The sequence below is a fragment of the Paraburkholderia sediminicola genome, from assembly GCF_902859805.1.
GTDB classification, from domain to species: Bacteria; Pseudomonadota; Gammaproteobacteria; order Burkholderiales; family Burkholderiaceae; genus Paraburkholderia; species Paraburkholderia sediminicola.
On the sequence record NZ_CADIKC010000012.1, the window covers coordinates 51,068 to 73,233 of the forward strand.

22 protein-coding genes are annotated in these 22,166 nt (G+C 62.7%); 9 read left to right on the forward strand and 13 right to left on the reverse strand.

The features are described from left to right. Window positions 1-15 precede the first annotated feature (15 nt). Window positions 16-834 (reverse strand): SDR family oxidoreductase, encoded by an 819-nt coding sequence (locus tag R8871_RS31480; RefSeq protein WP_175053955.1) that lies wholly within the window; start codon window positions 832-834, stop codon window positions 16-18. Between the two features lie 13 nt (window positions 835-847). Between R8871_RS31480 and R8871_RS31485 the strand changes: the two genes are divergently transcribed. Continuing rightward, window positions 848-2,038, forward strand: coding sequence for a class I SAM-dependent methyltransferase (locus R8871_RS31485; RefSeq protein ID WP_175053956.1), 1,191 nt, complete (start codon window positions 848-850; stop codon window positions 2,036-2,038). A 22-nt stretch (window positions 2,039-2,060) separates the two neighbouring features. Continuing rightward, window positions 2,061-2,255: a DUF2905 domain-containing protein gene (locus R8871_RS31490; RefSeq protein WP_175053957.1), complete on the forward strand. Its 195-nt coding sequence runs from the start codon at window positions 2,061-2,063 to the stop codon at window positions 2,253-2,255. A gap of 910 nt (window positions 2,256-3,165) precedes the next feature. Here the strand turns inward: R8871_RS31490 and R8871_RS31495 are convergent. From R8871_RS31495 to R8871_RS31510, 4 genes are all read right to left on the reverse strand, one after another. Beyond that, window positions 3,166-4,398, reverse strand: a complete 1,233-nt coding sequence (locus tag R8871_RS31495) for a multifunctional CCA addition/repair protein (RefSeq protein WP_175053958.1) — start codon at window positions 4,396-4,398, stop codon at window positions 3,166-3,168. Beyond that, on the reverse strand, window positions 4,395-5,048 hold the full coding sequence (locus R8871_RS31500; RefSeq protein ID WP_175053959.1) for a glutathione S-transferase family protein: 654 nt from the start codon (window positions 5,046-5,048) through the stop codon (window positions 4,395-4,397). Before R8871_RS31500 ends, R8871_RS31495 begins: the two co-directional genes overlap by 4 nt. A 45-nt stretch (window positions 5,049-5,093) precedes the next feature. After that, entirely contained in the window at window positions 5,094-6,047 is a 954-nt protein-coding gene (locus tag R8871_RS31505; RefSeq protein WP_175053960.1) for a complex I NDUFA9 subunit family protein, read from the reverse strand. 85 nt (window positions 6,048-6,132) lie between these two features. Next, entirely contained in the window at window positions 6,133-8,100 is a 1,968-nt protein-coding gene (locus R8871_RS31510) for a lytic transglycosylase domain-containing protein (RefSeq protein ID WP_175053961.1), read from the reverse strand. A 77-nt stretch (window positions 8,101-8,177) separates the two neighbouring features. On the opposite strand from R8871_RS31510, the gene R8871_RS31515 reads away from it, so the two are divergent. Next, on the forward strand, window positions 8,178-8,720 hold the full coding sequence (locus R8871_RS31515; RefSeq protein ID WP_246287899.1) for a 5-formyltetrahydrofolate cyclo-ligase: 543 nt from the start codon (window positions 8,178-8,180) through the stop codon (window positions 8,718-8,720). 58 nt (window positions 8,721-8,778) lie between these two features. Here the strand turns inward: R8871_RS31515 and R8871_RS31520 are convergent, their stop codons facing one another. Then, a complete protein-coding gene (locus R8871_RS31520; RefSeq protein WP_054040851.1) occupies window positions 8,779-9,291 on the reverse strand; it encodes a winged helix DNA-binding protein in 513 nt (170 codons plus the stop codon). Window positions 9,292-9,498: 207 nt separating this feature from the next. Here R8871_RS31520 and pxpB point away from each other — a divergent pair, with 207 nt between their 5' ends. The 6 genes from pxpB (at window position 9,499) to R8871_RS31550 (ending at window position 16,016) form a co-directional block, all read left to right on the forward strand. After that, window positions 9,499-10,152: a 5-oxoprolinase subunit PxpB gene (pxpB, locus tag R8871_RS31525; RefSeq protein WP_175053962.1), complete on the forward strand. Its 654-nt coding sequence runs from the start codon at window positions 9,499-9,501 to the stop codon at window positions 10,150-10,152. After that, entirely contained in the window at window positions 10,149-11,201 is a 1,053-nt protein-coding gene (locus R8871_RS31530) for a 5-oxoprolinase subunit C family protein (RefSeq protein WP_175053963.1), read from the forward strand. Before pxpB ends, R8871_RS31530 begins: the two co-directional genes overlap by 4 nt. A 19-nt stretch (window positions 11,202-11,220) precedes the next feature. Then, window positions 11,221-11,973: a 5-oxoprolinase subunit PxpA gene (gene pxpA, locus R8871_RS31535; protein WP_175053964.1), complete on the forward strand. Its 753-nt coding sequence runs from the start codon at window positions 11,221-11,223 to the stop codon at window positions 11,971-11,973. Window positions 11,974-12,289: 316 nt separating this feature from the next. Beyond that, window positions 12,290-13,039 (forward strand): DUF969 domain-containing protein, encoded by a 750-nt coding sequence (locus R8871_RS31540; protein ID WP_175053965.1) that lies wholly within the window; start codon window positions 12,290-12,292, stop codon window positions 13,037-13,039. After that, entirely contained in the window at window positions 13,036-13,992 is a 957-nt protein-coding gene (locus R8871_RS31545) for a DUF979 domain-containing protein (RefSeq protein ID WP_175053966.1), read from the forward strand. Before R8871_RS31540 ends, R8871_RS31545 begins: the two co-directional genes overlap by 4 nt. A gap of 218 nt (window positions 13,993-14,210) precedes the next feature. Then, window positions 14,211-16,016, forward strand: a complete 1,806-nt coding sequence (locus tag R8871_RS31550; RefSeq protein ID WP_175053967.1) for a tetratricopeptide repeat protein — start codon at window positions 14,211-14,213, stop codon at window positions 16,014-16,016. 110 nt (window positions 16,017-16,126) lie between these two features. On the opposite strand, the gene R8871_RS31555 is transcribed toward R8871_RS31550, so the two are convergent. The 7 genes from R8871_RS31555 to R8871_RS31585 form a co-directional block, all read right to left on the reverse strand. Beyond that, complete coding sequence (locus R8871_RS31555) at window positions 16,127-16,384, reverse strand: BrnA antitoxin family protein (RefSeq protein ID WP_093640970.1); 258 nt, start codon at window positions 16,382-16,384, stop codon at window positions 16,127-16,129. A gap of 51 nt (window positions 16,385-16,435) precedes the next feature. Then, the gene (locus R8871_RS31560) at window positions 16,436-16,714 is read right to left on the reverse strand and encodes a BrnT family toxin (protein ID WP_175053968.1); all 279 of its coding nucleotides are present in this window, start codon (window positions 16,712-16,714) and stop codon (window positions 16,436-16,438) included. Between the two features lie 202 nt (window positions 16,715-16,916). Next, window positions 16,917-18,068, reverse strand: coding sequence for a TraB/GumN family protein (locus tag R8871_RS31565; RefSeq protein WP_175053969.1), 1,152 nt, complete (start codon window positions 18,066-18,068; stop codon window positions 16,917-16,919). Further along, complete coding sequence (locus R8871_RS31570) at window positions 18,061-19,080, reverse strand: peptide ABC transporter ATP-binding protein (RefSeq protein ID WP_093640961.1); 1,020 nt, start codon at window positions 19,078-19,080, stop codon at window positions 18,061-18,063. Before R8871_RS31570 ends, R8871_RS31565 begins: the two co-directional genes overlap by 8 nt. Further along, window positions 19,077-20,081 (reverse strand): ABC transporter ATP-binding protein, encoded by a 1,005-nt coding sequence (locus R8871_RS31575; RefSeq protein ID WP_175053970.1) that lies wholly within the window; start codon window positions 20,079-20,081, stop codon window positions 19,077-19,079. The genes R8871_RS31570 and R8871_RS31575 overlap by 4 nt, the downstream gene beginning before the upstream one ends. Window position 20,082: 1 nt before the next feature. Next, window positions 20,083-21,000, reverse strand: a complete 918-nt coding sequence (locus R8871_RS31580) for an ABC transporter permease subunit (RefSeq protein ID WP_175053971.1) — start codon at window positions 20,998-21,000, stop codon at window positions 20,083-20,085. Between the two features lie 87 nt (window positions 21,001-21,087). Then, window positions 21,088-22,098: an ABC transporter permease subunit gene (locus R8871_RS31585; protein WP_175053972.1), complete on the reverse strand. Its 1,011-nt coding sequence runs from the start codon at window positions 22,096-22,098 to the stop codon at window positions 21,088-21,090. Window positions 22,099-22,166: the final 68 nt, after the last annotated feature.

The following is a 22,166-nucleotide window of genomic DNA, read 5'->3' on the forward strand; positions in this document are numbered from 1 at the left end:
ACTCAAGTGGGCGCTTCAGGCACCCGTCAAAAACATAACGTCGCGCGGCAGCGGCACGAGGTGCTGCCCGCCGTCGACCACCAGCGTCGTTCCGGTGACGCCCGCTGCATCGGCGAGATACAGCGCGGCGGCGACAATATCCTCCGGCCGCGACGCGCGGCCCAAAGGCGTGGCTCGGTGAGCTTCTTCAAAACCGGCCGGCGTTTGATCGCCGGATTGCATCGTCAGACCAGGGGCAAGCCCGACCACGCGCACTTTCGGCGCCAGGGCCTGCGCCAGCGCAACCGTCGCTGTCTGCAACGCTGCCTTCGACAGCGTGTAGGACAGGTAGTCCGGATTCATGTTGTACAGCTTCTGGTCCAGCACATTGATGACCACGCCGCGCTGGCTTTCATCAGTGCGCGCGGCTTCCGGCGTGGCCTCGAACAGCATACGCGCCAGCACGAGCGGCGCGCCGAGATTCATCGCGGTCAGCTTCAGCAGAAGGTCATAACCGACGTTCTGAGCTGTGTCTTCCTCGAAGCGCGAGGCATTGTTGACAATACACGACGGGCGCCCCAGCGCGGCCATACAGGCGGGCAGAAGCTGCGCAACTTGAGCTTCGTCGCCCAATTCCGCGTGCAAAGCCACCGCCCGGCGGCCCAGGGCGACGATTTCCGCAACCACTTCGTCAGCCTGCTCCCGCGACGCGCCGTAGTGGACCGCCACGTCCCAGCCACGCGCGGCGAAGCCGAGTGCGAGCGAGCGCCCGATGCGGCGGGCGGCGCCGGTAATCAGCACGATGCGCGGCGTTTCAGGCGCGCGGGCGGCGGCGTTGTCCATAGGGGCGGTCATTTACAATGCGGGGATGAATCCGAAAGCTCACCAACCCGATAGTTTACCTGCTCCCGGCCCGAGCGCGCTTGCGCAGTCCGAAGCGCTGGTCGCACAGGCCCGCGCGGAGCTCGAAGCGGCAGGCGGCTGGCTGCCATTCGACCGCTACATGGAGCGCGCGCTTTACGCGCCGGGACTCGGCTATTACAGCGGCGGCGCCCGCAAATTCGGCCTGCGCGGCGACGACGGCAGCGACTTCGTCACGGCGCCGGAAATGTCGCCCCTCTTCGCCGCGACGCTGGCGCGCCCGCTCGCCGAGGCCCTGGAGGCGAGCGGCACGCGCGATCTGATGGAATTCGGCGCCGGCACGGGCAAACTGGCCGCCGGCTTGCTGAATGCGCTCGACGCGCTGGGCGTCGAATTCGACAGCTACTCGATCGTGGACTTGTCGGGTGAGTTGCGCGAACGCCAACGCGAGACCATCGAAGCCGCCGCACCGGCGCTGGCCGCGAAGGTGCGCTGGCTGGACGCGTTGCCGGAGCAATTCGAAGGCGTGGTGATCGGCAACGAGGTATTGGACGCGATGCCGGTGCGGCTGTTCGCGTATACCGGTGGCGCCTGGCACGAACGCGGCGTGACGTGGCGCGACGAGGCCTTTGCGTTCGATGACCGTCTGGTATCGGAGGCTGCGGACATTGCGCTTCTGGCTGAGATCGAAACTGCCGGCGACGACTACGTCACCGAAACGCACGACGCCGCCCGTGCATTCACGCGGACCATTTGCACGATGCTTGCGCGTGGCGCGGCGTTCTTCATCGATTATGGTTTTCCGCGCCACGAGTACTACCATGAGCAGCGAGCGCAGGGCACGTTGATGTGCCATTACCGGCACCGGGCGCATGGTGATCCGTTCGTTTATCCGGGATTGCAGGACATTACTGCGCACGTGGAATTTACCGGCATCGCCGAAGCCGGTGTCGAGGCTGGCGCGGATTTGTTGGGGTTCACTTCGCAAGCGCGCTTCCTGTTGAACGCGGGGATTACCGAGACGTTATCGGCGCTCGATCCTTCGGACACGGCGAAGTTTTTGCCTGCGGCGAATGCGGTCCAGAAGTTGTTGTCCGAGGCGGAGATGGGTGAACTGTTCAAGGTGATCGCGTTTTCGCGCGGGCTGGATGACACGCTGCAGGCGTTTTCGAGCGGTGACCGGTCACATACGTTGTGATTTTTTGCCTTAGGGATTTGCGATGATCCGCTGGCTGTTGACTACGTTTGTTGCGGTGGCGGTGTTGTCGGCCTGCTGGCCGTGGCTTAGGAAAGTTGGGATTGGGCGGATGCCTGGGGATGTTACTTTGCGCCTCTTTGGGCGGGAGTATCCGTTTCCGTTTATGTCTACGTTGGTGTTGTCGATTGTTTTGTCGCTGATCGCGAGGGTTTTGTAGTTTTTGTGCGTTTCCTTGTTCTGGCTTTTGTGCCTTTCCTTGATTTGTTAGTGGTCTATTAGCGTTGCCCCTGTGCGGGGCGGCACTTACTTTCTTTGCCGCCGCAAAGAAAGATAAGCAAAGAAAGCGGCTCAAACCGCTAATGCTAAGTGGGCTCCGCGGTCTGCTGCGGGTAGTGGTGCATCTGGAGTCCGTGTTCTCGCGCATTCCGCGCTAGTGACAAAGGACTCGTCAGCTCCCACTCCGCACTACGTGCGTCGCGGACGGGTCTGCATGGGAAACCACGGGCTTCGGTTTTGGTTTGTGGGGCCGTCGGCTTCGCCTCGGCGACGCGCCTCTGCACTCCCCCGGGAAACCCGCCTCAAACGATATGTCGGTGTGCTGAATCACCGCCCCTCCTCGCTTCACCCCGCCCCAATCACAGCCACGGTCGCGTTCGCATCTGCCGTCACCATTGCGGTTGCGGTTGCGGTTGCGGTTGCCGTTGCCGTTGCCGTTGCCGTTGCCGTTGGCGTTGGCGTTGGCGTTGCAATCGGAATCGAGATGGTGATCGTGATGCAATGACGAGCCACGCCCCGTCGGCGAAGCGTAGGAATTGAAACGTAGAGGGAGGTTTTAAGAAGTACTCTTCGGCGCGCGCAGCGCCGCCGGAAGAATGACGCCCTTGTCACAAGCGCATGCAGATGCACGAACCCAGATTCCAGTCGCACCACTACCCGCAGCAGACCACGGTGCCCACTTAGCAGGAGTGGTGTGAGCTGCTTTCTTTTGCCTACTTTTCTTTGCAGCAGGCAAAGAAAAGTAGGTGCCGCCCCGCACAGGGGCAACGCTAATAGACCACTAACAAAACAAGGAAAGGCCAACGCCCCAGGAACACGGCCAAACAACCGCCGAACAGGCAAAAAAAACCTCAAGCAAGAACCAATTCAACAGCGCGAACGCGCTCCCGATGCACTGCATCCTTAATCCCCGCCGGCGAGTCAACGAGCCGCTTAGCCACAGCACCAGCATCCACGCCCCGCGCAGCAACAAGCGCAATCCGCAGCCGCTCAGCCTGCGGATAATCCCGCGTCTCAAACCCCAGCCGCCCACGCGCATCCGCCTCGCAAGCCTGCAAGGCTTCGGCAAACCGTGCAGGTTTGCGAATCGCATCGCTGCGCTCGAGCAGCCTCACCAACGCGGCTGCCCCCATCTCCATCACGCGATGAATATTCCCATGCTCCCGCGCGACCAGCAGCGCCAGATCGCGGCATTCATTCGGCACCCGCAGCCGCTCGCATAAAGGCTTCAGCAAATCCACGCTGCGCCCCTCATGCCCGATATGCCGCGGCAATACGTCGTCCGGCGTCGTCGCTTTGCCCAGATCATGCGTGAGCGCCGCGAACCGAACCGGCAACGCGTAACCCTGCTGCGCGGCATGGTCGACCACCATCATCACGTGTACGCCCGTATCCACCTCGGGATGATAGTCAGCCCGCTGCGGCACGCCGAACAACGCATCGATTTCCGGCAGAATCCGCGCCAGCGCGCCGCATTCCCGCAGCACCTCGAACATGCGGGACGGCTTCTTCTCCATCAATCCGCGCGACACTTCCTGCCACACGCGTTCGGCGACCAGCGCATCGACCTCACCGTCGGCCACCATCTTGCGCATCAGCGCCATCGTCTCCGGCGCCACCGTGAAATCGACGAAGCGCGCCGCAAACCGCGCAATCCGCAAAATCCGCACAGGGTCTTCCAGAAACGCATCGCTCACGTGACGAAACAGCCGCGCCTGCAAATCGCCCCGGCCGTTGAACGGGTCGATCACCGGACCGGTCAGTTCGCCGTCCGGGCGCACTTCGCGCGCCATCGCGTTGATTGTCAGGTCGCGGCGAGCGAGATCCTCTTCGAGGGTGACGTTCGGCGCGTAGAAGAACTGGAAGCCGTGATAGCCCGCGGCCGTCTTGCGCTCGGTGCGTGCAAGCGCGTATTCCTCGTGCGTCTGCGGATGCAGAAACACCGGGAAATCCTTGCCCACCGGACGATAGCCTTGCGCCACCATCTGCTCGGGCGTCGCGCCAACCACGACGTAGTCCCGGTCCTGCACGGGTACGCCCAGCAACTCGTCGCGGATCGCACCGCCGACTGCATAGATATTCATGGGCATACGTCTTGGTACGGAATGGCGTGCGTTTCACGCAGCGCGTCGTCGATCCATGCCTTCACCGCCGGCAACGCCGTCACGCGACGAACATAAGCCGCGGCAGCTTCAGAGAGCGCCGGTTGCCACGTGTTGAAGCGCATCACGACGGGCGCGTACATCGCGTCGGCAATGCTGAACTCGCCGAACAGGAATGGACCGCCGTACGTATCGAGACACCGGCTCCATATCGCGTCGACACGCGCAATGTCGGCCAGTGCACCCGGTGTGGCGTTCTTACCCGGAAACGACGCGCGAATGTTCATCCACATGTTCGAGCGCAATTCGCCGAAGCCCGAATGCATCTCGGCGCTGATGCTGCGCGCGTGGCTGCGCGCCGCCGGGTCGCGCGGCCACAGCGCATGCTGCGGGAAACGCTCAGCCAGCGTCTCGGCGATCGCCAGCGAATCCCAGGTCGCCGATCCGTCTTCGCCGATCAGGCACGGCAGCTTGCCCGGCCCCGTCGGCGCGTAAGTCAGAATCGCGGACTTCGTACCTGATTCATTCAAATGAATCAGCACCTCTTCAAATGGGATGCCGAATTGTTTGAGCAGCAACCACGGACGCATCGACCATGACGAGTAGTTCTTGTCACCGATAAGCAGTTTCATGCCGGATATGAAAGGAAGGGATCAAAAGGTTTAACGCCGAAAGGTTCAACGCCCCGCGCTCGCGCGAAACGTGTCGAAGCGGGAACGCGACGACGCGCCGGTCAGATACACGGGCGCGATTGTTTCGATGCTGGCGGGTTCGATGCCGAGTTCCGGCGCAAGCGGTCCGCTCAACACGTTGTCGACTTTCATCGAATCGAGATTGTCGCGCGAAATCACCGGTTCGCCGGGCGCCATTTCAAACGTCAGCGCCTGCAAGCGCGCCAACGCCTCCGGCAGGCGAATGATTCGCGCATGCCGGCCGATCACGTCGCCGCAATACTTGACGAGGTCCTCGAGTGTATAGACAGTCGGCCCGCCCAGCTCGTAGGTATGGCCGCTCGCCGCGTCGAGATCGAGCACGTTGCAGATCGCTTTTGCCACGTCGCCCACGTACACCGGCTGGAATTTCGCGTCCGGCATCGCAAGCGGAATCACCGGAAACATCCGCTGCAGGAACGCGAACTTGTTGAGCAGCTGGTCTTCAGGACCGAACACCACGGAGGGGCGGAAAACCGTCCACGCCAGGTTCGCCGCATGCACGGCTTTTTCGCCGTCACCCTTCGAGCGCGAATACATGCTCGGGCCGTTCGAGTCGGCGCCGAGCGAGCTGATATGAATCAGCCGATGCACGCCCTTGCCTTCGCAAGCCGCAACGATTTTGGTCGGCAATTCGACGTGCGCGCGGGCGAACTCCGGACCATAGGGCGTGCCACGTTTGCCATGCAGCGTGGCAACGAGGTTGATCACGCAATCGGCGCCTTCGACGAAACGCGCGAGCTGCACCGGATCGAACACGTCGGCTTCGATCACGTCGATGGGGAGCAGGGTGAGATGGCGGGCGTTATAGCGCCGCCGGGTGGCGATGCGCACGTCTTTGCCCATTTCAACGAGAGCATTGACGAGATGGCTACCGATAAAACCGGAACCGCCGATGACCGCAACGGCTTGATGTCGCATTTTCGACTCCCTGGTGGAAGCCGCGGCAACAGCTGGCGTGGCGCACCGCCGCATCAGAAGACATGACGCGGCGGCGGCACGGCGCTTACGGTGCGATATAACCCAGACGCGCCTTCAGCGATTGCGGACGGCCTTCGAACAATGCCGCGTAGTAGACCGTGTTGGACAACACATTCTTGACGTAGTCGCGCGTTTCCTGGAACGGAATCGCTTCGGCGAAGATCGCGCCTTCAACCGGATGCTGCAACGATTGCCGCCAGTTGCGCGGACGGCCGGGACCGGCGTTATACCCGGCGGTGGCCAGCACAGCAGACCCGTCGAACTGATTGTAGATCATGGACAGGTAGTTCGTGCCGAGCAGGATGTTGGTGTTGATATCGTTCATCTGCTCGCGCGAAATCGGGCCGAGACCGATTTTCTTCGCCACCAGTTGCGCGGTGCCCGGCATCAGTTGCATCAACCCGCTCGCGCCGACTTCCGAGCGCGCGTTCATGATGAAGCGCGATTCCTGGCGAATCAGCCCGTAGGCCCATTCGACGTCGAGCCCATTCGACTGCGCATCGCGCTCGACGATATCCTTGAACGGCGACAGATAACGCAGCGAGAAATCGTGCTCGCTCTTCGTGCGGTCCGCCGTGTTCACGGTGCGGTCATACAACTCGATGCGGCGCGCGTATTCGGCCACGGCGATCAGTTGCCGATCGCTCATATTGCGAAGCGGCCAGTTCCATTCGCGATTGCCCTCGAGCCGCAGATTCAACGCGTAGAAACGCTGCGCCAGATCCAAGCCCGGCGTGTTGCCGGCCTGCTGGATTTCGGCGTCGGTCACGGTGGTTTTCGGCGGCACGGTGATCTTCTGGCCGAGCTCTTCCGAAGCCAGTTGGCCGTAGAAGTTGAAGCCCTGCGAGATCGACTCGAATTCCTGGTTGGCCGTGGTTGTGTCGCCGGCCTGCTTGAGCGCACGGGCATGCCAGTAAACCCACGACGGCTGATTGCGCAGCGCCGCCGGCATCTGCTCGATCGACCAGCGCACCATCGTCCAGTCGCCGGCGAGCAGCGCGGTGCGGGTGCGCCATTCGTACGCCGGGTTCGACAGCGGCGCATTCACCGACAGGCGGTACCAATCCACCGCGCTCGGCATCTGCTTGGCGGCGGCCTGATACGCAATCGTGCCCCAACCGATTGCGCGCTCAGGCGAGCTCAAAGACGGCGCCACCGAAGCGAACGTGGCCGCGGCCATGGCCGGGTCGTTGCGCGCCATGCGTGTGATCGCGAGCAACGCAAGTTGGTGCGATTGCGTGTCCGGACCGACGCCGCGCGCCAGCAACAACGGCGGCGTACTCGTGGCCTGGCCGAACAGCACCGGATCGGGCGGCTGGTTGCTGAGCGCATCGACGAGCTTGCTGCCCGTGCTCGTGTAGTTCTGTTCGTAAGCGAGGCGAATCTGTTGCCACACGTCGTCGGAACTGAATTGCTGATTGACCGCGAGCGCGGTGACCAGATCGACGCAGCCGTCGCCGTACCATTTCGGATCGACCAGCAGCGCGCGCGCCTCAGCGGCGACGTCTTCACCGCGCGCGGCACGCGACTCGAGCGCGTAGCACTTCACCTGCGTATCGTCGTTCAGCACGAAACGCGCGTATTGCTGATCGAAGTTGCGCCAGTCGTGACGCGCGCCGAGCACCGTAAGGTAGTCGTTGCGCATGCGGTCGGCGATGGCTTGGCCGTCGTACTTCTGCAGGAACGACAGCACCGGCGCATCCGGCGCGTCAATACGCGCATGGCCGCTGGAATCGAACAATTGCGGCTTGAGCTGGAAGTACTCCAGATACGAAGGCGCTGGATAGTTCGGGATCATGCTCGCCAGTTGCGCTGCGCGCGCCGCGTCATTATTGCGGGCGGCTTCGCGAAGCTGGACGAAGGTCTGGTCGTCGTTCGTGAGTTGTGAAAGGGGAATGGGCTTGACGGCGGAGGCCGTGCTGCACGCGACGAGTGCCGCAGCGGCAAGCGCCAGACCGGCCGCGCGATATACTCGATAGAGGCGTTTTGACATCGTTGTTTCTGGAGCGCGAATTGAACCCAAGCATAGCATGCAACCCTGTCGCAGAATCGAAAAAGGCGCTGCGTCGAATGCTATTGGAAGCAAGGCTACAAGCGGCTTCCGAGCCGGCGCACAACGCCGCGCTCAACCGTCGCGTTCTCGATGCGTTGAAGCACTACGGCGTGAGCAGTGTGGGGTTCTACTGGCCGCTGGCGGGCGAATTCGACGCGCGCGCCGCGATTGCGATCTGGCTCGCGGCCGACTCGCACCGCGAGGCGGGTTTGCCGATCGTCAAGGAACGCGGCGTGCCGCTCGAATTTCACGCATGGGCACCGGATACGGCGATGAAGATCGGCCATCACAAGATCGCCGAGCCCACTTCGGGGCGCGTGGTGGTTCCCGATCTGCTGTTTGTGCCGTGCGTAGGTTTCGACGCCGACGGCTTCCGGCTCGGTTACGGCGGTGGCTACTACGATCGCACGCTGGCCGCATGGCCGGGGTCGAAGAAGCCGGTCACGGTCGGCATTGCCTATGAAGCGTGCCGCACGAACGCATTGCAGCGCGAGGCTCACGACATCCCGCTCGATCTGATCGTGACAGAAGCCGGACTCTATCCACAGCCGGCGGATTGAGCGTTTGAAGAGCGCCGTGCGAGGCGCTTGCGCCAGCCACTGCCGGGACCGAACCTGGTTATAAAGACGCCGCCGCCCGCGCGGCCGTGTCGTACAGCCCGGACGCATTGCGCATCAATTGCGCCGCCTCGCCAATCTGCTCGTTGGTCAGGCCGCTTTCCTTCAGCGTCGAAATCAGGCAGCTCTCGCGCACTTCGCGGTATTTCAGACAGAGCTCGCGGCCCGCATCCGTCGCCGAGAAGAACACTTCCTTGCCGGTCTTTTCGCTTTTTACATACCCTCTAGCTACGAGCTTCTTCAACGCGTAAGTGGCGACGTGCGTGTCTTCGATGTTCAGCACGAAGCAGATATCCGCCAGCTTCTTGCGCCGCTCGCGATGGCTGACGTGGTGCAGCAACGAGACTTCGATCGCGGTCATGTCCTTTTCGCCGGCCGCCGACATGCAGCGCACCATCCATCGGTTGAATGCGTTGCCCGCCATGATGAGTGCGTACTCCAGTTCGGACAGCTCCGCACTGGTGTCGGACACGAGATGTTCCGAGGAAACGATCTTGGTGGGGTGGCGCGACATGGTGAAGATTCTCGAGAAACAGGATGGGAAGGTGTCGGGAGTGTACGACGAGCCACTCATTCCGGGGAGCCTGGCGAAAACGCTTATAGATAAATTGTTGATATTTTATTGATAATGTACGCTCCAGACATCGCGGACCCGATACCGATAAATAGGTATAGGGTCCGATATGCTCGACATTTCCGACTCAACCTGGGCCATTAAGCGATGAGCCAACCAAGAATCTTCCCGCTCGGCGATGCCGCGCTTGTCTGCGAGGCGCCGCCGCCTGCCACGCTGGACTGCCAGCGGCGCGTGTGGGCTGCCGCCGAGGCCGCGCGCGACTGGCCGCACGTGCTGGAGGTTGTGCCGGGCATGAACAATCTGACGCTTGTGTTCGATTCGCTCGAAGCCGATCGCGAAGCGCTGGTGGGCCTTCTGCAAGCCGCCTGGAACGCGGCGAGCGAGGTGCCGGCAGCCGGCCGTGAAGTCGAAATCCCGGTGCAATACGGCGGCGAGTTCGGCCCCGACCTGCAAACGGTCGCCAATCACACCGGCCTGAGCGTGCGCGAGGTCGTGCAACGTCACGCGGATGGCGAGTACGTGGTGTTTTTTCTCGGCTTTCAGCCGGGCTTCGCTTATATGGGTGGCCTCGACACAGCACTGCACACGCCGCGCCGTTCGTCGCCACGGCTGGAAGTGCCGGCCGGTTCGGTCGGCATCGGCGGTGAGCAGACCGGCATTTATCCGGCGACCTCCCCCGGCGGCTGGCAGTTGATCGGCCGCACCGAACTGCCGCTGTTCGATCCGTCTCGCCGTCCACCCACGCTATTGCAACCTGGCGACAGGGTGCGCTTTACCGTCGCGGGGATACACGCATGATCGATGTGATTCGCGCGGGTCTGTTGACCACGATTCAGGATCTCGGCCGCCATGGCTACCGGCACCTCGGTGTCGCGATGGGTGGCGCGCTCGACCGTCTATCGCTCGAAGTCGGCAACCGGCTGGTGGGCAACCGGCCCGATGCGGCCGGCCTGGAAATTACCTTCGGACCAACCGTACTGCGCTTTCTGCGCGCCACACGCGTGGCCATCACTGGCACCGAATTCGGCGCGACGCTCGACGGCAAGCCGGTCTATTCATGGTGGAGCCTGCCGGTGCAGGCCGGCCAGGAGCTGGTTCTGCAAGCGGCCAAACGCGGCATGCGCGGCTATGTCTGCATCGCGGGCGGCATCGACGTTTTGCCGATGCTCGGTTCGCGCAGCACCGATCTCGCCGGCCATTTCGGCGGACTCGGCGGCCGGGCCTTGCGCGACGGCGACCGTCTGCCGGTCGGCGCGCCGCCGCAACGCGGCCACCTCGGTTTTACCCCCGAAGCGCCGGAGTTCGGCGTAAAGGCCCCCGCCTGGTGCAAGTTCGTGCTGGTTCACGAACCGCTGCGGCGCGGCCGGCATCCGTCCGGTGTGCCGTGGGCTGTGCCGATCCGCGTGCTGCAAGGCCCGGAATACGATAGCTTCACTGAAGAAGCGCACGAATCCTTCTGGTCCGACGAATGGCTGGTCACACCGAACAGCAATCGCATGGGCTACCGCCTCGCCGGTACGGAACTGAAGCGCACCCGGAAGAGCGATCTGCTCTCGCACGCGGTGTTGCCCGGCACGATTCAGGTCCCGCCGAACGGCCAGCCGATCGTGCTGATGAGCGATGCGCAGACCACCGGCGGCTATCCGAAGATCGGCGCCGTGATCCAGGCCGATCTATGGAAGCTCGCGCAGGTTCGCCTGAACGCCGCCATCCGTTTCATCCCGACGACGCCCTTTGAGGCACGCCAGGCTTTGCTGGAAGAACGCACGTATTTGCGGCAGATCGACGCCGCGATTGCCATGCACGAAGAACGTTGCGCGCGCCAGCCGGCGGTCGCAGCGCTGTAACACTAAGTAGGGGAACACCATGGAAATCGATTTGAACGCCGATCTCGGCGAAGGCTGCGGTTCCGACGAGGCGCTGCTCGACCTCGTCAGCTCGGCCAACATCGCGTGCGGCTGGCACGCGGGCGGCGCCAACGCCATGCGCGACTGCGTGCGCTGGGCGGTGCAAAAAGGCGTGTCGATCGGCGCACATCCGAGCTTTAACGATCCTGAGAATTTTGGCCGCAAGGAAATGGATCTGCCGGCCAACGATATCTACGCAGGCGTGCTGTATCAGCTCGGCGCCCTGTCGGCGATTGCGCAGGCCGAGGGCGGCCGCATCGCGCACGTCAAGCCGCACGGTGCGCTGTACAACCAGGCAGCGCGCGACGCGAAGATTGCCGACGCGATTGTCTCGGCGGTTCACGATTTCGACCCGTCGGTAGCGGTGTTCGCGCTCGCCAACAGCGGGCTCGTGACGGCTGCCCGGGCAGCCGGCCTGACTGCCATCGAAGAAGTATTCGCCGACCGCGGTTATCGCGCCGACGGCTCGCTCGTGCCGCGCAAGGAGCCGGGCGCGCTGCTCGACGACGAAGACATGGTGCTGGAGCGCACGCTCGCCATGGTGCGCGAGCGCCGCGTGCAGGCAGTCGACGGACATTGGGTGCCGCTCAACGCCCAAACCATCTGTCTGCACGGCGACGGTCCGCACGCACTGGCGTTCGCGCGGCGTATCCGCAGCGCGCTAGAAGACGCGGGCATTGATGTTCACGCGGCCGGCGCCGCGCGCGTCTGATCCGCGCGTCGATCAGCGCGAGCCAGACAGCGCGATCCAACCGTTGCTCAACCCTGAACGCCCCGCTCCGTGCGGGGCGTTTGCCAGGTACACGACGACGCATCGCAGTACCCGCAGATGATTAGCAAATGAGCAGCAGATAAGCGGCAAACGAGCAGCAAGCAGGCAGCAAACAAGCAGCAGATGCAGGTGCAGGTGTAGTCGAAGCAACGCGGCCATCAAGAGCCGTGGCAGCAAGACGGCGCGTGGATCACCAGGCGCCGGCCCACGTTAGCCGCCACAAGCGGCGAGGTTGAAACCCTGTTTGGAGATCCAGATGCAGACAACAGTCAGTCTATGGCCGCTCATTGGCGTGGCCGTCATCATCGTCGGCTTTTTATTACGGTTCAATCCGATGCTGATCGTGGCGGTGGCCGCGATCATCACCGGTCTGGCCGCGCATTTCCCGCCTGAAAAGATCCTCGCTGAAATCGGCACCGGCTTCATCAAGACCCGCAATATCCCGCTGATCATCCTGCTGCCGCTGGCCGTAATCGGCCTGCTGGAACGACATGGCTTGCGTGAGCGTGCGCAAGCGTGGATCGGCGGCATCAAGGCCGCGACCGCAGGGCGTTTGCTGATCGTCTATCTGCTGGTGCGCGAACTGACCGCCGCTGTCGGCCTGACCGGTCTCGGCGGCCATCCGCAAATGGTGCGTCCGTTGATCGCACCGATGGCCGAAGGCGCGACTGAAACGCGCTTCGGCAAGATCAGCGACGCAGTTCGCTTCAAGCTGCGTGCCTTCTCCGCCGCGACCGACAACGTCGGCCTGTTTTTCGGTGAAGACATCTTCGTCGCGTTCGGCGCAATTGTGCTGATGACGACCTTCCTGAAAGAAGCCGGCATCGTCGTCGAGCCGATTCACGTGGCCGTCTGGGGCATCCCGACCGCGATCTGCGCGTTCATCATTCATGGCTTCCGCCTCTATCTGCTCGACCGCAGGCTCGAACGCGAACTGCGCGGCAATGCCGCAACGAACACCGCCTCCGTTTCGCCGACGCAACCCGCCGCAGGAGACAAAGCATGACGTTCACGATTACCTATCTGTTCTGGCTGCTCGGCGTCGTGCTGCTCGTCATCGGCGGCATGATCGTCACGGATAAGGAGCACCCGCGCCGTTTCACGGCCGGCGGTTTCTGGATTCTTTACGCACTGATCTTCCTGATCGGCGACAAGCTGCCGCCCTCCGTGGTCGGCGTGCTGGTCATCGTGATGGCGCTGGCCGCGGGCTTCGGCGGTGTGACCGCGGCCAAGCCGAAACTGCTGTCGCTTGAAGCGCGCAAGGCTAGCGCCGCGCGTCTGGGCAACAAGCTGTTCGTGCCCGCGCTGACGATTCCGGTTGTCACCGTGATCATTACGCTGTCGGCCAGCCATCTGATCTTCGGCGGCATGCCGCTGATCGAGAAAGCGAACGTGACGTTGATCGGCTTCGGCATCGGCTGCGTGATCGCACTTGCGATTGCCTGCGTACTGACACGCGATACCGTCGGGCAGTCGATGAAAGAAGCACGCCGCCTGGTCGATGCGTTGTCATGGGCCGCGGTACTGCCGCAGATGCTCGGTATGCTCGGCCTCGTGTTCTCGGACGCCGGCGTCGGCAAGGCGGTCGCTCACGTGACCACGGCCTACATCAGCCTCGACTACCGCTTTATCGCGGTGGCCGTGTACTGCATCGGCATGGCGCTCTTCACCATGGTGATGGGTAACGGCTTCGCCGCGTTCCCGGTGATGACAGGCGGAGTCGGCGTGCCGATCCTGGTCGGCGTGTTTCACGGCAACCCGGCGGTGATGGTCGCGATCGGCATGTTCTCGGGCTACTGCGGCACGCTGATGACGCCGATGGCCGCGAACTTCAACATGGTGCCGGCCGCGCTGCTCGAACTGCCGGATAAGAATGCGGTGATCAAGGTGCAGGTGCCCACTGCGCTGAGCTTACTGGTTGTGAACATCTTCCTGTTGAATTTCCTGATGTTCCTGTAGGGCCGTTGGCCGAGCCGCGTGGCAAACGCCAACATCGCGTAGGACTTTCGCTCTGACGGATGCATGCGCGTGAGTCCGCGGCAAATGGACGCCGCCGAATTCGGAGGCGTCCGATCGTCTGGCAAGGGGCCTGAACATAAGCTGGTGGATGCTCTTCCATCCACATGCGCTGGCGACGCGCGCAATGCACGCCGTCAGCGCTTTCCAGCAGGTCCCTCATGGAACACCAATCCCACCCCGACAGCGCGTCCACCAACGCGCCGTCCTCCGCTTATCTTGCTTCTCTGATCGAGGCCGCGCTCGAAGCACACCAGGCCGGGCGCCTAGATGCCGCCGAGCCTTTTTACCGCGAAGCCCTCGCACTCGACCCAACGCATTCCAAAACGTTGCATTACTTCGGCGTGCTGCAGCATCAGCGCGGCAACCATGCTTTCGCCGCCGAGTTGATGAGCGACGCGCTCAAACTCGATCGCACCGACGCCGCCTGCTGGAGCAACCGTGGCCTCGTCGCCGCTGCGCTCGGTCATCGCAAAGAAGCGATGATCTGCTATGACCAGGCGCTGCAGTTGCAACCGGATTTCGCAGACGCGCGCAACAACTTCGGTGTCGCGCTACAAGCGCAAGGCTCGTTCGAGGTAGCGATCGAGCAGTATCGGCTGGCGTTGGCGGTAAATCCCTCGCTGATCGACGCACATCTGAACCTCGGCACGGCGCTGAACAAGCTCGGCCGCTACGAGGAGGCGCTGGCCTGCTATCAGAACGCGCTGTCGCTCAATCCCCACTCGGCGGAAGCGCATTTCTATGCTGGCAATGCGCACAACGCACAAGGCGATCACGCCGCAGCCATCGCCAGTTTCGAACGGGCACTGGCACTGCGCGGCGACTATGCCGAGGCCCACATCAACCTGGGCAGCCTGATCGGCAAGCTCGGTAACTACGCCGGCGCAGAATCGCAGTATCGGCGCGCGGTCGCACTCAAGCCGAACCCGACAAACCTGGTTTGCCTCGGCGGCTCGCTCGGCGCGCAGGGCCGCCTGGATGAAGAAGAAGGCTTCTACCGCCATGCACTGGCGCTCGATCCCAACTACGCGGATGCACATCAGGGCCTTGCGTGGCTGCTGCTCAAGCGCGGCGATTACAAGCAGGGCTGGGCGGAATTTGCGAAGCGCTGGCGCAAAAGCGAGTACGAGGCGATCGCCGTGCCGGGCGTTGCCGAGTGGCATGGCGAGCCGCTCGACGGGCGCCGTCTGTTGCTGGTTGGCGAACAGGGTTTCGGCGACCATTTCCAGTTTTTGCGCTATGCACGCGTGCTCGAGCAACTCGGCGCCACGGTCGACCTCTGTGTGCGCGAGCCGCTTCAGCCGCTGGTCGAACGCATCCCAGGCGTGCATCGCGCGTTCAGCGGGAAGCCTGAAGGTCAGTACGATTTCTGGGTGCCGATGATGAGCGTGCCGTCGTGTGTCGGCACCGAACTGTCGACCATTCCCGTGGATGTGCCGTATATGTTCGCCGACCAGGCAAAGATCAAAATATGGCGCAAGCGGGCAGACTCAGCCGGCAAAGCGAAACGCAAAGTGGGCCTGGTGTGGTCCGGCAGCCCGACGTTCGGCAACGATCGTTATCGCTCGATGGCATTGGTAGCCCTGAGTCCGCTAAGTGAGCTGAATGACGTCGCGTGGTACGCGCTGCAAAAGGGCGCTGCGCACGCTCAGTTGGCTGATGCGCCTGAAGCTTTCCGCGCCCACGATTTCACCGCAGATCTGAACAGCTTCGACGACACCGCCGCGCTCATCATGGCTCTCGACCTTGTGATCGCCGTGGACACCGGCGTGGCGCATCTGGCGGCCGCACTGGGCAAGCCGGTGTGGGTGCTGCTGCCGGCCAACTCGGACTGGCGCTGGCTCGAAGAGCGCAGCGATTCGCCGTGGTATCCGGCGATGAAGTTGTTCCGGCAGACCACGTTGGGCGATTGGGCGCCGGTGGTCGAACGCGTATCGGAAGAACTACGCGGTGGCAGTCTATAAAACCTACGCTGCGCGGATTCCAGGCGTTTCTGCGCAGCGCTTTCTCAGTCCCTTCATACGCAACTTAGTACGCACCTACGTACGCAGACAGAATGCCGCAACGCCGCGCCTTAAGAACGGCGGCGCTGCTGCGCCAGCATGTAAGCGCGCAACAACTTGTTGATGCGCGTTTGATACCCGGCTCCCTGTTCTTTGAACCAGCTCAGTACGTCTGCGTCCAGGCGCATGGTCACAGCCTGTTTCGGCGGAACGTGCAGCTCGGCACGGTCAAAAAAATCGTCACCCAATTCGGGGACGTCGCTCGTGTCGATTTGCGCGTCGCCTGCTTTTGCAAGTCGCTTCCAGTCGGTTCCTGATGCTTTACCCATGATTTCGCCTCTGCTCCTTTTCAGCCATTCGCACGCCACCTACGGTGCCAGTCAATTCCAGACGCTGTACTTGTAACGGTTGACCTCGTGCTTCGTCGCTTTGCGAGCCGAAATGATTCGGATCACATCGGCATTGCGTTCGACGTACACCACCACGCCTACGATGGCGGCCATCCAGCCAAGCGCTACCCAGCGCTCCTCACCATAGTCTTCCCGCTGGTCTATCGCCGTCAGCACGGGATGATCGAATACGTCGACAGCGTCCCTGAAATCGATGCCATGCTTACGAATGTTGATTTGATTCTTGAGTTCGTCCCATTCAAACCGCACACAGCACCTGTATTGACGTCTGTACATACATCATAACACGCACACGTGGCTATGTCCGCGTGAGCCGCGAGCAGTTTGCGACACACGTCAGCGTCGGACTGGCTGTGAAATTACCGGTTCCTGATCTGGCCGAACGGCCTACCCCGGTTAAGACTGTGATCAACCACGCCGCAGATTTCGCAGCGTAAGGCCGTGACGACTCTCACCCCGCATCCACCACGAACCCGTGCTGGCGCAAAAGCTGTAGCACGCCCTTGCGGCCACCCAGATGCAATGCGCCGATCGCCACGAACACCGGCTTGTTCGGCCCGGCGATTAGCAGCATCCGCGATACGAAGCGCCGATTGCGCTCGTACACGATCCGGTTGTCGATCGAATCGGAGATCCGCTTGTCGCGCGCCAGCTTTTCGGACTTGGCGGCCTGCCACGCCGCAATCGCATCGGCATCGCCCACGCGCCACAGCCGATGCAACGTCTTCACATCGTCGACGTTTTCCGCGGGTGTCTGCACCAGGTCCTGCGCGAGCATTTCGCGTTGCTGCGCAAGCGTGAGTCCGGTGAACGCACGCATTTGCTGTGGCAAGGTCTCGAGGCCGACGATCTTGCCGCGCGTCCTGATATACACGTTCTGCAATTGCGCTTCCGTGCCGTACTCGGTCTGCAAACCGGCACTCAACGAATCGTAGGTTTCAACCACCAGGGACGCGAGCCACGGCCGCATCTTCTTGATTTCATCCTGCGCCGCGGGATTGCCGCGCAGGCGCAAGGCGAGCTTGCGCCACAAAGGCTCCGGCAGCAGACCCGGCAGACAGTCGCGACGGCATACGCCGTACTTCGACACATCGTCTTGTGAAACCAGCAGTTCGTCGGGTGAAAGTTCGAGCGCCAGCGTCGGCGAGGCCGCGAGAGCGCCGAGGATCGGCGCGCGGAACGGTTGTCCGGCTGGATAGTCGGCCGGGTCGCCGACATGCAACGTGCCGAGCACGTAAATAGTCGTGGTACCGCGTGTCGCGACGTAGAACGGCATGCGCGCCGGTTGCGCGCGCACCGGACCGCTCGCCGTGGTGCCAGGCATAGCGGGCGGCGGATTGAAGCCCGGCAAGGTGGCACGCGGCGGCGCCGGCAGACTGGGCACCGGCACCGCCGGCCGCCCCGCCTGGGCGGGCGTATTGGCGGCCGCCCCAGCAGCATGCGCGAGGCCGATCGGCCCTGCGCTCAAGTGAAAAGCAGAACATACGCCGAGGAGCGCGGCACCGGTCAGTGCAAACGCTCCCCAGCGCCGCGCGAAAGCAGCGTGGCGGCCACCATCACGCGAGCGGCGCGCAAGACGACGCGCCGCCACTGCATCAGGCATCCATGTCCCCCACCTCCTCGGCGCGGTGACACGACACCTGACGGCCATCCACTTCACGCAACTTCGGTTCTTCGCTGCGGCATCGGTCGATCGCGTACGGGCAGCGCTGATGGAACGTGCAGCCCGACGGCGGATTCAGCGGCGACGGCATTTCACCTTGCAGCTTGATCTTGATCGTGCGATCCGCTTCGAAGATCGAAGGCGTGGCCGACATCAGCGCACGCGTGTACGGATGACGCGGATTCGAGAAAATCCGCTTCTTGTCGCCAAGCTCCGCCACGCCGCCGAAGTACATCACCATCACATCGTCGGCGATATGCTCCACCACCGAAAGATTGTGCGAGATGAACACGTAGCTGGTCTTGAACTGCTCCTGCAGATCCATGAACAGATTGAGAATCTGCGCCTGGATCGAGACGTCGAGCGCGGACACCGGTTCATCGGCGACCACGATCTGCGGATCGAGGATCATCGCACGCGCAATAGCCACGCGCTGCCGCTGGCCGCCCGAGAACATATGCGGATAGCGCTTGGCATGCTCCGGACGCAGGCCGACCGTGCGCATCATCTGCGCGATCCGTTCGGCGCGTTCGGTCGTGCTCAGTTGCGTATTGATCGCGAGCGGTTCGCTAAGCGTCTGCTCGACTGTCTTGCGCGGGTTCAGCGAGGCAAACGGATTCTGGAACACCATCTGCACGCGCCGCCGCAACGCCGCGATCTTCGCGTGATCGGCGCCCGCCACGTCTTCACCGTCGATCAACAGACGGCCCGCGCTGGGCTTTTCGATCATGGTCAGTTGACGTGCGAGCGTGGATTTTCCGCAACCGGATTCACCCACCACCGCCAGGGTCTTGCCGCGTTCGAGCGCAAACGACACGCCGTTCAAAGCCTTGACCGTGCCCTGGCTGAACATGCTGCGCTTCACCGAGTAGTAACGCGCCAGCTTGTCGGCAACCAGGACGTGATCGCCCGCATGGTCCGACTGGCGCCGCGGTTCAAGTACTGCGTTCATCGTGCGCCTCCATGGGTGTGAACGTTGGCGTCGCCGCTCAGGTTCAGGGGTTTGATGCAGCGCACGCGCGCCACTTCGGCGTGACCTTGTATCGGTGTCAATGCAGGTCGCGCCTTCATGCAGTCGTCGACCACATATTTGCAGCGCGGTGCGAACAGACACCCTTTCGGACGATCGTCACGCCCCGGCACCATGCCTGGCAGCGCGGCGAGCCGCACCGCGCCGACATTGTGCTCGGGAATCGCCGCCAGCAACGCTTCCGTGTACGGATGATGCGGCGCCGCGAAAATATCCGGCACGCGGTTCGTTTCGATCACTTCTCCAGCGTACATGACCGCGACGCGCTGTGCGACCTCGGACACCACCGCCAGATCGTGCGAGATCAGCACGAGCGCCATGCCGCGTTCCTTCTGCAGCTTGATCAGCAGCTCCATGATCTGCGCCTGGATCGTCACGTCGAGCGCGGTGGTCGGTTCGTCGGCGATCAGCAGCTTCGGGTTGCAGGCAATCGCCATTGCGATCATCACGCGCTGGTTCATGCCGCCCGACATCTGATGCGGAAATGAACCGATGCGGCCTTTCGGGTCAGGAATGCCGACCTGGTCGAGCAACTCCAGCGCGCGTTTATCCAACGCGCTGCCGTGCAGGCCTTCGTGCAGCTTCAGCACTTCCTTGATCTGATAGCCGACCGTGTAGCTCGGATTCAGACTGGTGAGCGCGTCCTGGAACACCATCGCGATGTCTTTGCCGATGATCTTGCGGCGCTCTTTGGCCGACGCCTTCAGCAGATTCTTGCCGTTGAAGGTGATTTCGTCGGCGGTGACTTTGCCGGGCGCGTCGATCAGGCCCATCAGCGCCATCATCGTCACGCTCTTGCCCGAGCCCGATTCGCCGACTACGCCGACCACTTCGCCGGGCGCAACATCGAGGTTGATCCGATCGACGGCGGGCAGTCCGTTGAAATTCACCGCCAGATTGCGGATGGTCAATAAATTATCCATGTCATGCCATCCGTTTCAGTTTGGGATCGAGTGCGTCGCGCAGCCCGTCGCCGAGCAGATTGATCGCGAGCACCGAGATCAGGATGGAAAGACCCGGCATCGTGACGATCCACCAGGCGCTGTCGATATAGTCGCGCGCCGAAGCCAGCATCGCGCCCCACTCCGCCGACGGCGGTTGCACGCCGAGGCCGAGGAAGCCGAGCGCCGCGGCATCGAGAATCGCCGACGAAAAGCCCAGCGTAGCCTGCACGATCAACGGTGCGGTGCAGTTCGGCAGCACTTGCGAGAACATCAGACGCAAGGTGCCGGCGCCCGCGACGCGCGAAGCCGTCACATATTCCTTCTGCAATTCGCCCTGTGCCGACGCACGCGTCAAACGCACATAGCCCGGCAGCGCGACGATCGCAATCGCCAGCATCGTGTTGACGAGACCCGGGCCAATGATCGCGACCACCGCAACGGCCAGCAGCAGCGACGGCAATGCGAGCAGCACGTCCATGATGCGCATGATCGGCGTATCGGCCCATTTCTCGAAGAACGCCGCGATCAAGCCGAGCACAATGCCCGGAATCAGCGCGAGCACGACCGAGACGAAGCCGATCCAGAACGACAGCCGCGCGCCATACATCAGACGCGAGAGGATGTCGCGGCCTGCTTCGTCGGTGCCGAGAATGAACTTCCAGTTGCCGCCATCGAGCCAGGCGGGCGGGATCTTCACGGAGTCGCGATACTGCTCGATCGGGCTATGCGGCGCGATCAAGGGCGCGAAGATCGCGATGAAGATCAACACCAGCACGATGATGCCGGCGGCGACCGCACCACGGTTACGCGAGAAATTCGCCCAGAATTCGCGGGCGGCTATAGCGCGGCCACTAGGTGGAGTGACCGCGGTGGGGACTGTATTTTGAATGTCTGCCATTTTCATGCCTCCCGCCGAGCCGCCTCAAGGGAGGCATGCGCCCCCTCGGGGGGCAGCGAACGCAAGTTTGCGTGGGGGTTCATATTCTTACCTCGTATGGCGAATGCGCGGGTTCAACACGCCGTACAGCAAATCGACGACGAGGTTCACAACGATCACCAGCGTGGCGATCATCAGAATACCGCCCTGCACCACCGGATAGTCGCGCCGGCCGATCGCGTCGATCAGCCACTTGCCGATACCCGGCCACGAAAACAGCGTCTCCGTCAGCACAGCGCCTGCGAGCAGCGTGCCGACCTGCAAGCCGATCACGGTCACGACCGGAATCAGCGCATTACGCAATGCATGCACAACAATCACGCGGCCTGGCGACAAACCCTTCGCACGCGCAGTGCGAATGTAGTCTTCGCGCAGGACTTCGAGCATCGACGAACGCGTCATCCGCGCGACGACCGCCAGCGGAATCGTGCCGAGCACAATGGCCGGCAAAATCAGATGACTGACCGCGGATTTGAACGCGCCTTCGTCGGTGGACATCAACGCGTCGATCAGCATGAAGCCGGTCACGTGCGGAATGTCGTATTCGACCGCGATGCGGCCTGACACCGGCGTCCAGCCGAGGTCGACTGAAAAAAACATGATGAGGATCAAACCCCACCAGAAGATCGGCATCGAATAGCCGGTGAGCGCCGTGCCCATCACGCCGTGATCGACCACCGTGCCGCGCCTGAGCGCCGCGAACACGCCCGAGGGCAAGCCGACGATCAACGCGAAAAACATCGCGCAGATCGACAGTTCGACGGTAGCGGGAAAACGTGCGAGGAATTCGCCCATCACGCTGGTATTGGTGATGATCGAGGTGCCGAGGTCGCCGTGCATGGCGCGGCCGATGTAATGAACGTATTGCATCGGCAAGGACTCGTCGAGCCCGAGGCGGTGCATCGCGGCGGCATGCATGGCGGGATCGACGCCGCGCTCGCCCATCATCACTTCGATGGGGTCGCCCGGTATCAGGTGAATCAGCGCAAACGCGAGGATCGTGATGCCGATGAAGGTCGGTATCACCATGCCGATGCGGCGCAAAACAAAGCGGAACATGGTTCGTCCCTATGGTCTTGATGAAGAAAAAACGCAACCGGCGACGAGGGCTTGTGACCCCGGCCGCC